9 protein-coding genes are annotated in these 13,590 nt (G+C 70.5%); 7 read left to right on the forward strand and 2 right to left on the reverse strand.

What is annotated here, in order from left to right; all coding sequences use genetic code 11:
- The first annotated feature begins 69 nt into the window (after window positions 1–69).
- From ACFY2Q_RS15355 to ACFY2Q_RS15375, 5 genes are all read left to right on the forward strand, one after another.
- Complete coding sequence (locus ACFY2Q_RS15355; protein ID WP_387130567.1) at window positions 70–717, forward strand: hypothetical protein; 648 nt, start codon at window positions 70–72, stop codon at window positions 715–717.
- 141 nt (window positions 718–858) lie between these two features.
- Window positions 859–1,794 (forward strand): ABC transporter ATP-binding protein, encoded by a 936-nt coding sequence (locus tag ACFY2Q_RS15360; RefSeq protein ID WP_387130569.1) that lies wholly within the window; start codon window positions 859–861, stop codon window positions 1,792–1,794.
- Window positions 1,791–2,615 carry an ABC transporter permease gene (locus ACFY2Q_RS15365; protein ID WP_387130571.1) on the forward strand — a complete coding sequence of 275 codons (825 nt, stop codon included), beginning with the start codon at window positions 1,791–1,793 and terminating at the stop codon, window positions 2,613–2,615. The genes ACFY2Q_RS15360 and ACFY2Q_RS15365 overlap by 4 nt, the downstream gene beginning before the upstream one ends.
- A 256-nt stretch (window positions 2,616–2,871) precedes the next feature.
- The gene (locus tag ACFY2Q_RS15370) at window positions 2,872–6,612 is read left to right on the forward strand and encodes a multifunctional oxoglutarate decarboxylase/oxoglutarate dehydrogenase thiamine pyrophosphate-binding subunit/dihydrolipoyllysine-residue succinyltransferase subunit (RefSeq protein WP_387130573.1); all 3,741 of its coding nucleotides are present in this window, start codon (window positions 2,872–2,874) and stop codon (window positions 6,610–6,612) included.
- A gap of 115 nt (window positions 6,613–6,727) precedes the next feature.
- Window positions 6,728–6,907 carry a DUF6104 family protein gene (locus tag ACFY2Q_RS15375; RefSeq protein WP_053660250.1) on the forward strand — a complete coding sequence of 60 codons (180 nt, stop codon included), beginning with the start codon at window positions 6,728–6,730 and terminating at the stop codon, window positions 6,905–6,907.
- A gap of 48 nt (window positions 6,908–6,955) precedes the next feature.
- On the opposite strand, the gene ACFY2Q_RS15380 is transcribed toward ACFY2Q_RS15375, so the two are convergent.
- Both ACFY2Q_RS15380 and ACFY2Q_RS15385 read right to left on the reverse strand, forming a co-directional pair.
- Window positions 6,956–9,115 (reverse strand): bifunctional polysaccharide deacetylase/glycosyltransferase family 2 protein, encoded by a 2,160-nt coding sequence (locus tag ACFY2Q_RS15380; protein ID WP_387130576.1) that lies wholly within the window; start codon window positions 9,113–9,115, stop codon window positions 6,956–6,958.
- Window positions 9,108–9,950: a hypothetical protein gene (locus tag ACFY2Q_RS15385; RefSeq protein WP_387130578.1), complete on the reverse strand. Its 843-nt coding sequence runs from the start codon at window positions 9,948–9,950 to the stop codon at window positions 9,108–9,110. The genes ACFY2Q_RS15380 and ACFY2Q_RS15385 overlap by 8 nt, the downstream gene beginning before the upstream one ends.
- 364 nt (window positions 9,951–10,314) lie before the next feature.
- Between ACFY2Q_RS15385 and pta the strand changes: the two genes are divergently transcribed.
- Both pta and ACFY2Q_RS15395 read left to right on the forward strand, forming a co-directional pair.
- Entirely contained in the window at window positions 10,315–12,384 is a 2,070-nt protein-coding gene (gene pta / locus ACFY2Q_RS15390; protein WP_387130580.1) for a phosphate acetyltransferase, read from the forward strand.
- Window positions 12,381–13,508 (forward strand): acetate kinase, encoded by a 1,128-nt coding sequence (locus tag ACFY2Q_RS15395; protein WP_387130582.1) that lies wholly within the window; start codon window positions 12,381–12,383, stop codon window positions 13,506–13,508. The genes pta and ACFY2Q_RS15395 overlap by 4 nt, the downstream gene beginning before the upstream one ends.
- Window positions 13,509–13,590: the final 82 nt, after the last annotated feature.

Below are 13,590 nucleotides of genomic sequence, written 5' to 3' on the forward strand. Positions count from 1 at the left end.
CGACCCAAGTCGTGCGAGGCTGCGGGACGTACCGGCGACGCCGCCGGCCACACCCCACGGAGGTCGACGATGCGCATCGAGTCCCGCTACAACGGGCCCGCCGGCTCCGGCAACGGCGGCTGGAGCGCCGGTGTCTTCGCCGCCGCAGTGGGTGCAGCCGGCCCGGTGGAGGTGACGCTCCGTCGGCCGCCACCGCTGGAGACCACGCTGAGCCTGGTCGACGGCGAGGTCCGTGACCCGGCCGGCGACCTGGTGGCCGAGGTCCGCCCGGCCGGGAACGTGGAGGCCGTCGTACCCCCGGTTGACCGGGAGACCGCGCTGGCCGCGGCGACCCGCTACCCGGGCCTGGTCGAGCATCCGTTTCCCGGCTGCTATGTCTGCGGTCCGGAACGGGCGGACGGTCTGCGGATCTTTCCCGGCCGGCTGCCGGACGGCCGGACGGCCGCGCCGTTTCGGGCACCCGAGCAGGTGAGCGAGGCCACCGTCTGGGCGGCGCTGGACTGCCCCGGCGGCTGGACCGTGCTCGCGGCGGGCCGCCCCTATCTGCTGGGCCGGATCGCGGCGAAGATCACCGCCCGGCCGGCACCGGGCGACGACTGCGTGGTGACCGGCGCGTTGATCGGCCTCGACGGCCGCAAGGCGCTCGTGCACACCAGTCTGTACGGCCCGGACGGCGCTCTGCTCGGCGCTGCGCGAGCCACCTGGATCGGCCGCTGACCTGCGCCGTCGTCCAAAGGTAGGACACGCCTCCACCGCGAGACGGACCACGCCGTACGGACCTAGCCTGATTGACCTTGTTGCGACGGGCGGTCACGCTGTGCCACGGCGTACCTCGACGCCACACACGGGAGGAGAACGATGACTGACGGGCAGCGAAGCCCCACCAGCGACGGTCAGATCGTGGTGTCCGGTCTGACCAAGCAGTACAAGAGCGTCCGGGCGGTGAACAACCTGTCCTTCACCGTGGCACCGGGGCGGGTGACCGGCTTCCTCGGCCCGAACGGCGCCGGCAAGACCACCACGCTGCGCATGCTGCTGAACCTTGTCACGCCCACCGCTGGCACAGCCACCATCAGCGGCCAGCGGTACGCCGACCTCACCGACCCGCTGCGGCACGTCGGCGCGGTGCTTGAGGCATCCAGCGCGCACAAGGGCCGTACCGGCATCAACCACCTGCGGGTCATCTGCGCGGCGGCCGGGCTGCCCAAGGAGCGGGCCGACGAGGCGCTGGCCCTTGTCGGGTTGACGCCTGCGGCGAAGCGCAAGTTCAAGGGCTACTCGCTGGGCATGAAGCAGCGTCTTGGCATCGCCGCGGCGATGCTCGGCAACCCGCAGGTGCTGGTCCTCGACGAGCCGGCCAACGGGCTCGACCCGGAGGGCATCCGCTGGATGCGTGGGTTCCTCAAGAACCTCGCCCACGAGGGCCGCACCGTGCTGGTCTCCAGCCACCTGCTGTCGGAGATGCAGTTGCTCGCCGACGACGTGGTGATCATCGCGGCCGGGCAGCTCGTCCGGCAGGGGCCCGTCGACCAGGTCCTCGGGTCGATGGCGCAGAGCGCCCGGGTGCGGGTCCGCACCCCGCAGGCCGAGACGCTTGTCGCCGCGCTGAAGGCGCAGTCGGCCACCGTCGACACCGACGAGCACGGAACCCTGCTGGTTGCCGGGGTGGACGCCCCGACGATCGGCCGGGCCGCCCTGGCCGCCGGCGTGGAGTTGCACGAACTGACAACCGAACGGCCCGACCTGGAACGGGTCTTCCTGGAGCTGACGGCCGGAAAGGCGGGCATCCGATGAACCTCGTCCGATCCGAGTTGCTCAAGATCCGTACTACCAACACCTGGTGGGTCTTCGCGCTCATCAGCCTGCCGCTCTGGGCGCTCACCCTGCTCATCAACTGGTTGCAGACCGACGTCCTGGCCAGCGAGGAGTTCGGCGAGGTGCCGGCCGACCAGGTCGACACCCTGACGGCGGCGGCCAGCGCGGACGCGCTCTCGTCGAACCTGTTCACAAACGGGCAGTTCTTCGGTCTGCTGATCGTGATGCTGCTCGGCATCATCGTGGTGACGAGCGAGTTCTTCCACCAGACGGTGACCACGACGTTCCTCACCAACCCGCACCGCACCGCGGTGATGGCCGCCAAGTTGGCTGCGGCGAGCGTGCTGGCGCTGCTGTTCTGGCTGGTCACGACCGCGTTCAACCTGGTCGCCGGCGCAGCCGTGTTGAACTCGGTCGGGCTGGGCTCGCAACTCGGCAACGACGCGGCCTGGCGGGCGGTCGGGTTGAACCTGCTCGCGTACCTGCTCTGGGCGGTGTTCGGCGTCGGCATCGGCGTGCTGATCCGCAGCCAGATCGGCGCCACGGTGACAGGCATCCTGCTGTACCTGGGTGGCTCGATCGGGGCCATCGTGGTGATCGGCATTCTGGCCGCCCGCTGGGGCGACTGGATCAACAACCTGCAACTGCTGGTGCCGTCGCTGGCCTCGTCGCTGATGGTCACCGGGGCGGACATCCCCGGCAACCCGCCGCGCTGGGCGGGCGCCGCCGTGCTCATCGGGTACGCGGTGGTCACCGGCGTGGTCGGCACGTTGCTGATGCGTCGGCGCGACATCTCCTGACCGCGGCTCCCGGGGTGGCGGCGGCACGGCCACCGCCCCGGGGCCCTCAAACTGGTGGTTGTTACCAGTTGCCGACGGCGCACGCAGCGTTACCAGAACTTCTGGCATCTTCTGTGAATTCGACCACGGGACCGAGGCGGAAATGCCTGACGGATCCATACGGCGTAGCCTGGGAGCCGTCCTGTCCGTGCTCCTAACTGGGCGCGACGGACACCGCGTGACACACAAACCCGCGTGAAAGAGGCGATTACCGGCCGTGTCGACCCAGCAGACTTCGCAGGAGAACCCACTGGCGGGTTTCGGCCCGAACGAGTGGATCGTCGAGGACATGTACCAGCGGTATCTCGCCGACCCCACCAGTGTTGATTCGGCCTGGCACGACTTCTTCGCCGACTATCGACCGGCGCCGGGCGCCGGCACACCACGCGGGGCCGAGGCGACGGGCAAGCCCGCCGCCTCTCCCGAGCCGGACGGGCAGCCGGAGGCGACCGCCACGGTCAGCCAGCCGAGCACCAGTAAGCCGGCCGCCGCCAAGCCGGCGCCGGCCAAGGCCGCCGCGCCCGCCGCCACGACCAAGGCAGCCCCCACCAAGGCAGCCGCACCGGCGAAGCCGGCCGCCAAGGCAGCCACGCCGAGCGCAGACGGCCCGCAGACCACGCCGCTGCGGGGTGTCGCCGCGAAGATCGTCCAGAACATGGACGCCTCGCTGAGCGTGCCCACCGCGACAAGCGTGCGCGCGGTCCCGGCCAAGCTGCTCGTCGACAACCGCATCGTGATCAACAACCACCTCGCCCGTGGGCGCGGTGGCAAGGTCAGCTTCACGCACCTGGTCGGTTACGCGATGGTCCGGGCGCTGGTCCAGCACCCCGAGATGAACAACTCGTTCGCCGAGGCCAATGGCAAGCCGGCTGTGGTCCGCCCGGCGCACGTCAACCTGGGCATCGCGATCGACCTGGCAAAGCCGGACGGCAGCCGCAACCTGGTGGTCCCCTCCATCAAGGGCTGCGAGCAGATGGACTTCCGGCAGTTCTGGCAGGCGTACGAGGACGTGGTCCGGCGGGCGCGGCGCAACGAACTGACCATGGAGGACTACTCCGGCACCACGATCTCGCTCACCAACCCGGGCGGCATCGGCACCGTGCACTCGATGCCGCGGCTGATGCAGGGGCAGAGCGCGATCATCGGCGTCGGCGCGATGGAATACCCGGCGCCCTACCAGGGCATGTCCGAGACCACTCTCGCCGAACTGGCGGTCAGCAAGATCATCACGCTGACCAGCACGTACGACCACCGGGTCATCCAGGGCGCGCAGTCCGGCGAGTTCCTCAAGGTGATGCACGAGCTGATCCTCGGTGAGCACGGCTTCTACGACGAGATCTTCACCTCGCTGCGTATCCCGTACGAGCCCGTGCGGTGGATGCGCGACGTCGCGGTCAACTCCGAGGGGCAGATCAACAAGACCGCCCGGGTGCACGAGCTGATCCACGCGTACCGGGTGCGCGGTCACCTGATGGCCGACACCGACCCGCTTGAGTTCACCATCCGCAAGCACCCCGACCTGGACGTCCTCCAGCACGGGCTGACCCTGTGGGACCTCGACCGCGAGTTCCCGGTCAACGGCTTCGCCGGCCGCAAGCGGATGAAGCTGCGCGAGATCCTTGGTGTGCTGCGCGACTCGTACTGCCGCCGGGTCGGCATCGAGTACATGCACATCCAGGACCCGGAGGAGCGGCGCTGGGTGCAGGAGCGGATCGAGCTCAAGTACGAGAAGCCGTCCGCCGACGAGCAGAAGCACGTCCTCAACCGGCTCAACGCCGCCGAGGCGTTCGAGACTTTCCTCCAGACCAAGTACGTCGGCCAGAAGCGCTTCTCGCTGGAGGGCGGCGAGTCGCTGATCCCGCTGCTCGGTGAGGTGCTGGAGTGCTCCGCCGAGGGCGGGCTGGACGAGGTCGTCATCGGCATGGCCCACCGGGGTCGGCTCAACGTGCTGGCCAACATCGTCGGCAAGCCGTACGAGAAGATCTTCTCGGAGTTCGAGGGCCACCTGGACCCGCGCTCGACGCAGGGCTCCGGCGACGTGAAGTACCACCTGGGCCAGAACGGCAAGTTCACCACGCCCGACGGTGACCACTCGGTCAAGGTGTCGGTGGTGGCCAACCCGTCGCACCTGGAAGCCGTCGACCCGGTGCTGGAGGGCATCGTCCGGGCCAAGCAGGACCGGATAGACCTCAAGCTGGAGGGCTACACAGTCCTGCCGCTGGCGGTGCACGGTGACGCCGCGTTCGCCGGGCAGGGTGTGGTCGCCGAGACGCTCAACCTGTCGCAGTTGCGCGGTTACCGCACCGGCGGCACCGTGCACGTGGTGGTAAACAACCAGGTCGGCTTCACCACCGCCCCGGAATACAGCCGGTCCAGCCTCTACAGCACCGACGTGGCCCGGATGATCCAGGCGCCGATCTTCCACGTCAACGGCGACGACCCGGAGGCCGTGGTCCGGGTGGCCCGGCTGGCCTTCGAATACCGGCAGACGTTCAACAAGGACGTCGTGATCGACATGGTCTGCTACCGGCGGCGCGGGCACAACGAGGGCGACGACCCGTCGATGTCCAACCCTCAGATGTACAAGATCATTGATTCGAAGCGCTCGGTGCGCAAGCTCTACACCGAGGAGCTGATCGGTCGCGGCGACATCACCGTGGAGGACGCGGAGGAGCTGCTGCGGGACTACCAGGCGCAGCTGGAGAAGGTCTTCAAGGCCACCCGGGACGCCGCCTCGGCACCACGGCAGCTCAACCGGCCGCGCCGCGAGGAGGAGCCGGAGCCGCAGGTCGACACCGCCACCGACGCGTCAGTGGTGAAGGCGATCGGCGAGGCGCACGTCAACCTGCCGGAGGGCTTCACCCCGCACAAGCGGATCCAGCAACTGCTCGACCGGCGGGCCAAGATGTCCGTCGAGGGCCACATCGACTGGGGCTACGGCGAGATCATCGCGTTCGGGTCACTGCTGCACGACGGGGTCACCGTCCGGCTCGCCGGGCAGGATTCGCGGCGCGGCACGTTCGTCCAGCGGCACGCCTCGGTGGTCGACGCCCGCACCGGCGACGACTACCTGCCGCTAGGGTCGCTCACCGGCGACGGCGAGCGCTCCCGGTTCTTCGTGCACGACTCGCTGCTCAGCGAGTACGCGGCGATGGGCTTCGAGTACGGCTACTCGGTGGAGAACATCAACGCGCTTGTCGCCTGGGAGGCGCAGTTCGGTGACTTCGTCAACGGCGCCCAGTCGGTGATCGACGAGTTCATCTCCTCCGGTGAGGTCAAGTGGGGCCAGCGGTCCGCGTTGACCCTGCTGCTGCCGCACGGCCACGAGGGTCAGGGCCCGGACCACACCTCCGGTCGCCCGGAGCGCTTCCTGCAGATGTGCGCCGAGGACAACATGCGGGTGTCGATCCCGACGACCCCGGCGAACTACTTCCACCTGCTGCGCCGCCAGGCCCTGTCGCCGAAGCGCAAGCCGCTCGTGGTGTTCACGCCGAAGTCGCTGCTGCGGCACAAGCTCTGCGTCTCGTCGGTGGAGGACTTCACCACCGGCACCTTCCAGCCGGTGCTGCGCGACACGGCCGCCCCGGCACCGGAGGCCGTGAAGCGGGTGCTGCTCTGCTCGGGCAAGGTCTACTACGACCTGTTCCAGGCCCGGCAGGAGCGCGGCGTCACCGACACCGCGATCATCCGGATCGAGCAGCTGTACCCGCTGCCGGTGGAGGAGATCCGGGCCGCCCTGGCGCAGTTCCCGAACGCGGAGGACTTCGCCTGGGTGCAGGAGGAGCCGGCCAACCAGGGCGCCTGGTCGTTCGTCGCGCTCAACCTGCTGGAGCACCTCAGCGACGTCCGGCTGCGGCGGATCTCCCGCCCGGCCGCGGCCGCCCCGGCGGTCGGCTCGGCCAAGACCCACGAGGTCGAGCAGACCGCGCTCATCGAGGCGGCACTCCCCCGCCCGTGACCTGACCGCACCGCGAGAGCCGGGGCAGGGCCGTCACCACGGCCCTGCCCCGGCTCCGTCGGTGCACACCGACCAACTCCCGGCCCGCGCCGGGCCGAGCATGAGGACGTACGCGATGTACTTCACCGACCGTGGCATCGAGGAGCTTGTCGAGCGCCGGGGCGACGAGCAGGTGACCCTGGAGTGGCTGGGCGAGCGCCTGCGCGACTTCGTCGACCTCAATCCCGAGTTCGAGACGCCGATCGAGCGTTTCGCCACCTGGCTCGCTCGCCTGGACGACATCGACGAGGACTGAACGACGGGCGGTCCGGGAGTTGACGGGCGGCTGACCGGCGCTGGTTGGTCAGCCGGTGCGGGAGGCGATCGGGTCCAGGCCGGTGCGTCGCAGTTTCTGCCACCCCAGCCGGCCGCCGCTCAGAGCGGTGACCACCGACTGGATTATCACCAGGTACATCAACTGCCGGTAGACGAACTGCTGGAGCGGTAGCACCCACAGCACGCCGAGCTTCTCCCGGTCCAGCCGGAACGCCACCACGGCGGTGAGCATCTGCACGCCGAGCATGGCCAGCCAGGCCCCGACCGTGGCCTTCCGGTCGAGGAAGAACAGGCCGTACACGGCCAGGAGGTCGATCACCGGCGCGAGCAGCGGCAGCAGCACCCCGAAGAGGCTGAGGAAGAACAGGCAACGCCTGGTGAAACGGCCCGAGGCGCCCCTGTCGAACACCGAGCGGCGGTGCTTCCACATCGCCTGCATGGTGCCGTAGCTCCACCGGTAGCGCTGTTTCCAGAGCTGGCCGATGCTCGTCGGCGCCTCGGTCCAGGCGCGGGCCGTCTCCTCGTAGACGATCTTCCAGCCGGCCCGGCCGAGGGCGATGGTGATGTCGGTGTCCTCGGCCAGGGTGTCATCGGTCATCCCGCCCGCGTAGCGCAGCGCCTCTCGTCGGAAGGCGCCGATCGCCCCGGGCACGGTAGGCATGCAGCGCAGCGTCTCGTAGAGCCGCCGGTCCAGGTTGAAGCCGATGACGTACTCGATGTGCTGCCACTTGGCGATCAGGCTGCGCCGGTTGCCGACCTTGACGTTGCCGGCCACCGCGCCCACCCGCGGGTCGGCGAAGGGCTGCACCAGCCGGCGCAAGGAGTCGGGCTCGAACACGGTGTCCCCGTCGACCATCACGATCAGGTCGTGCCGGGCCAGCGCCACGCCTGTGTTCAACGCGCTGGGCTTGCCGCCGTTGGGCTTGCGGACCACCCGGACGTTTGGCAGGCGGAGCGCCTCGACGATGTCCGCGGTCCCGTCGGTGGAGCCGTCGTCGACGACGACCACCTCGATCCCGCCGGGGTGGTCGCCGTTGGCGAGCGAGCGGACCGCCGCGGCGATCCCCTCCTTCTCGTTGTACGCCGGGACGATCACCGACACCGGTGCGGTGACCGGTGGCCCCCACGTCCAGCCCTTGGATCGGCGGCGGCGGGCGTGCCGCCCGGCGAGCACGAACAACGCGGCGGTACGTCCCACCGTGAGCACACCGACGAGCACGAAGAGGATCCCGAACAGGCCGAGCACGTTGTCGGCGCCCCGCACCGCCCAGACCAGCGTCCGGCCCCGCCAGCGGTCCCCGGCGGTCGCGGGCGTGGCACCGTCGACGCGGTGGTCGACTCCGGCCGCGGCGAAGGCGAGGTTCAGACCCTCGGTCGCGGTGACGAAGCGGTACCCCCGTTCCTTCATCATCGGGATGAACCGGTCGAGGGCGGCGACGGTCTGTGCCCGGTCGCCACCGGCGTCGTGCCAGAGGGTGATCGCGCCCGAGGTGCCGTCCGGGGTCGCGTTCTCGACGATCTTGTCGACGCCGGGTTGCTCCCAGTCCCGACTGTCGGTGTCGTTGAGCACGGTCAGGTAGCCCAGGTCGCCGGCGGCGGTCACCACCGGCCAGTCCTGGTTGTCGATGGCGTAGGCATGCGACGAGTACGGAAAACGGACCAGCGAGGTCCCCATGCCGGTGACGGCGGCCAGGGCGAGCTGTGTCTGGGCGTACTCCATCTGCCGCCGCCACGCTGGCAGCTCGGTGAGGTCGGGGTGGGTGAAGGTGTGTACGCCGATTTCGTGGCCGCCCTCGACAAGCTTCCGGGTGGTGTCGGGGTGCCGGGCCACCTGCGAGCCCAGCACGAAGAACGTGCCCTTGACCTGGTGGGTTTCGAGGACGCGCAGCACCTCGGGGGTCCACACCGGGTCGGGGCCGTCGTCGAAGGTGAGCGCGATCGTCCGGGCCGGCAGCCGGTAGGAGCGGACCTGCTCGCCGTTGGCGCTGATGATCGGTCCACCGTTCACCACCGAGGTGGGGACCTCGCGCTGCCCGTTGTTGCTCTGCTGATGGTCAGGGGTGAAGGAGGCGTTTGTGTACGCGTTTACCAGAAGCACGCTGCCCAGGAGCGCCACAAGCAGGCCGAGCAGGATCCAGCGGGGCTGCGGTATGGCCCGGCGGCGGTCGGACGGGATCGGCTCAGTCATCGACGCTTTGGCCATCTGCGGGGGCGGGCTCGACGTTGGGCGGCGACGGCGGTTCCTCGACCGGGGCCGAGATCGTGGGCGTCGGTGCCGGCGAGGTGGTCGGCTTGGGCGAGGCCGGCGGGACGGCGGGGTTGCGCGGCGACGGCCGGGTGGCGGCCGGTGACCGGGTGGGGGCCACCGAGCGGGGAGTCGCCGGAACGGTGGTGGGGGCCACCGTGGACGTCGGCGCACGGGGTTCGACCGTCGACGGCTCAGGTTCGACGACGGGCGCCACGGGCTCCGGCGCACGCCGTTCAGGCTGCTTCACCTCGTCGACGAAGGGCAGCACCGTGTGCGGCTCCACCAAGCCCGCGAAGCTGATACCCACCAGCCCGGTGTAGACCACGCTCAGCAGACCCAGGGCGTACGCGAGCCAGCGCAGGCGGGAGCGGCGTCGGCCGCTGGGGTCGACGAAGACCGGCGGAGGCTGGCGTACAGCGGCGATAAGCGCGGTGGGGGTGTCGGACCGGCCGATGACCATTGTCGGCCCGTCGATCGGAGCCGCCGTGGCGGCGGGGGTGCGCTGGGCGCGGCCGTGCACGACGAGGGCGGTCGGTCGCGGCCTGATCTCCGTCGGCGCGTCCATGTCCCCAGCGCGGGCGTGGTTCCCGGCGCGGGCAGGTAGCGGCCGCAGTGCCGGTCGCACCTCGGTCGGGGCATCGAGCAGGGGACGCGCGGCGGGGCCTGCGGCGTCCTCGTTACGGGGCGAGCTGGCGGCGGAACCGCAGCTAGCCGTGCCTGCGGGCATCGACCTCCCGATCGACGTATCGTCGCTGCTCAGGCGGTGGGCAGTCATGGGCAGGAGTGTAGGGGTGAGGTTCGCTCACCTTGGGCGGCGTCTCGCCGATGAGATGCCGAACGCTTCGATGGCAGGTTCTGTAATCAGACGATGACGCAGAGTGGTCGCCAACTCATCCTGTCGAGTGCCCGGCGGGGAACGACCGTCGCCGTCGAGCGACCAAACCGAGGCCGTGCCACGGCGACCCAGTCGGCACGCCCCCTCGTTCGGGCCGCCCCGACCACCTGCCCGGCAGCCGGGGCGAGTCGATCGCATCAGCTTTTCGTCGTCCGAGCGGGCGGACCCGATTTCCGGCCGGTGACATCGGCTTCAGGGGCATTGGACCCGCGCGGGTCCGGCAATGATCTTCTAGGGTAGGTGCGTGGCCCGCAGCGTCTATCTGACCAGCGTGGGGTCCGGCGGGGGCAAGTCGACCATCGCCCTCGGCCTCGCGGAACTCCTCTCCCGGCAGGTCGAACGGATCGGCGCGTTCCGACCGCTGGTCTCCAACACCGGCTCCGACCCGATCCTCGCCCTGCTGCACGACCGCTACCGGGTCGACCTGCCCGAAGCCGAACTGACAGGCATGACGTACGCCGAGGCGGCGGCCCTGGTCGCCGACGGCCGTCGGGAGGAGCTGATCTTCCGGATCGTCGAGCGGTACCGGGCGATCGAACGGCGCTGCCCGGCGGTGGTCGTGGTGGGCAGCGACTTCGCCGACGGCGGCGATGGTGCCGGCCCTCGCGAGTTGGCCTTCAACGCCCGGCTCGCCACCGAGTTCGGCAGCGTCGTGGTGCCCGTGATCGACGGCTTCGGGCAGGACCCGGAGACGATCGCGGCGGCGGCGCGTGGGGCGTACCACGATCTGGTGGACCTGGGCGCGACGGTTCTGGCGGTGATCGCCAACCGGGTGTCCGGGCCGATGACCCTGCCGGAGCTGCCGGTCCCCGCGTACGCCATTCCGGAGGTGCCGACGGTGTCGGCGCCGACCGTCGCCGAGGTGGCGGAGGCGCTCGACGCCACCCTGCTCGCCGGCGATGACACCACCCTCGGCCGGGACGTTCTCGATTACGTGGTCGGAGCCGCGCACGTGCCGACCCTGCTCGACCACCTGACCGAGGGGGCGCTTGTCATCACGCCCGGCGACCGCGCCGACCTGATCGTCGCGGCGAGCGCCGCGCACGTCGCCGGGCAGGTCTCGCTGGCCGGCGTGGTACTCACCCTCGGCGAACAGCCCGACCCCCGGGCGATGCGCCTGGTCGAGCGGCTCAACACCGGCTTCGCCGTGCTGTCGGTGGCCAGCGACAGCTACGACACAGTCGAGGCGTCCAGCCGGATCGAGGGCCGGCCCAGCCCGGGCAACCCCCGCAAGGTGGAGGCCGCGCTCGGCGCGTTCGAGGGCAACGTGGACACCGTCGACCTGGCCCGTCGGCTGCGGGTCAGCCGCTCCGAACGGGTCACCCCGATGATGTTCGAGTACGACCTGATCGACCGCGCCCGCACCAACCGCCGCCGGCTGGTGCTGCCGGAGGGCACCGACGAGCGGATCCTGCGGGCCACCGAGATCCTGCTCCGCCGGGGCGTCGCCGACCTCACCCTGCTCGGCCGCTCGGACGACATCGCCCGCCGCACCCGAGAACTGGGAATCGACCTGACCGGCGCGGACGTGGTCGACCCGGCCGGCAGCCCCTGGCGCGACGAGTTCGCCGCCGAGTACGCGAAACTGCGCGCCCACCGGGGCGTCACTGTCGAGCTGGCGTACGACATCGTGGCGCAGGCCAACTACTTCGGCACCATGATGGTGGCCACCGGGCACGCCGACGGGATGGTCTCCGGAGCCACCCACACCACAGCCGCCACCATCCGACCGGCGTTCGAGATCATCCGTACCGTGCCGGACGTCTCGGTGGCCTCCAGCGTCTTCTTCATGCTGCTCGCCGACCGGGTGCTCGTCTACGGCGACTGCGCCGTCAACCGCGACCCGGACGCCGCGCAGCTCGCCGACATCGCGATCTCGTCGGCCGACACCGCCGCCCGATTCGGCATCGAACCCCGGGTGGCCATGCTGTCCTACTCCACGGGCAGCTCCGGCGCGGGCGCGGACGTGGAGAAGGTCGCCACTGCCACCGCGCTCGTCCGGGAACGCCGACCTGACCTGCTGGTCGAGGGGCCGATCCAGTACGACGCGGCGATCGACCCGGCGGTGGCGGCGACCAAGCTGCCCGGGAGCCCGGTGGCCGGCCAGGCCACGGTCTTCATTTTCCCGGACCTGAACACGGGCAACAACACGTACAAGGCGGTGCAGCGGTCCGCCGGGGCGGTCGCCGTCGGCCCGGTGATGCAGGGCCTGCGCCGGCCGGTGAACGACCTGTCCCGTGGTGCCACAGTGCCGGACATCGTCAACACAGTGGCGATCACCGCCATCCAGGCGGCAACCGAGGAGGCCTCGTGAGTCGGGTACTGGTGCTCAACTGCGGGTCGTCGTCGGTGAAGTGGCGGCACTACGACGGTGACCGGACCCTCGACCAGGGCACCGTGGAGCGGGTCGGCGAGCCCGGCGGCGGCCCGGCGGACCACGCAAGCGCCGTCCGGCAGATCCTGGCCGACCTGGACCTGACCGGGCTGACCGCTGTCGGGCACCGGGTGGTGCACGGTGGCAAGAAGTTCAGCACGCCGGTCCGCATCGACGACGCCGTACTGGCCGCGATCAAGGATCTGGTGCCGCTCGCCCCGCTGCACAACCCGGCCAACCTGGCCGGCATCGAGGTGGCCCGGGCTGCCCTGCCGGACGTCCCGCAGGTCGCCGTCTTCGACACCGCGTTCCACCACACGCTGCCGGAGGCCGCCGCGACGTACGCGATCGACCGGGAGACCGCGCAGCGCTACGGAATCCGCCGGTACGGCTTCCACGGCACCTCACACGCGTACGTCTCACGACGCACCGCCGACCTGCTGGGCCGCCCGTACGAGCAGCTCAACACGATCACCCTGCACCTGGGCAACGGGGCGAGCGCCTGCGCGGTGGCCGGTGGCCGCAGCGTCGCCACCTCGATGGGGATGTCGCCGCTGGAAGGGCTGGTGATGGGCACCCGCAGCGGTGACCTGGACCCGACCGTGATCTTCCACCTGCGCCGCGAGGGCGGGATGTCGGTCGACGACATCGACGACCTACTCAACCACCGCAGCGGCCTGCTCGGCCTGACCGGCGTCAACGACATGCGCGAGGTGCTCCAGCGCCGCGCGGCCGGGGACCGGGCCGCCGCACTGGCCTTCGACGTGTACTGCCGGCGGATCACCGGATATGTCGGCGCGTACTACGCGCTGCTCGGCCGGGTCGACGCGATCACGTTCACCGCCGGGGTCGGCGAACACGCCGCACCCGTGCGGGCCGCCGCGCTGGCCGGGCTGGCCCGGCTGGGCATCGCCGTGGACGAGACCCGCAACAACGGCGACGGCGACCGGGTGATCTCACCGGACGACGCCGAGGTGAGGGTCTGCGTCATCGGCACCGACGAGGAACTGGAGATCGCCCAGCAGACCCGGGACGTGGTCGACGGCGGCGGCTCGCAGCGCTAGGCGAGGCTCGCAGCGCTAGGCGAGGCTCGCAGCGCTAGGCGAGGCTCGCAGCGCTAGGCGAGGCTCGCAGCGCTAGGCGAGG

The sequence above is a fragment of the Micromonospora sp. NPDC000316 genome (assembly GCF_042898885.1).
Classification (GTDB): Bacteria; Actinomycetota; Actinomycetes; order Mycobacteriales; family Micromonosporaceae; genus Micromonospora.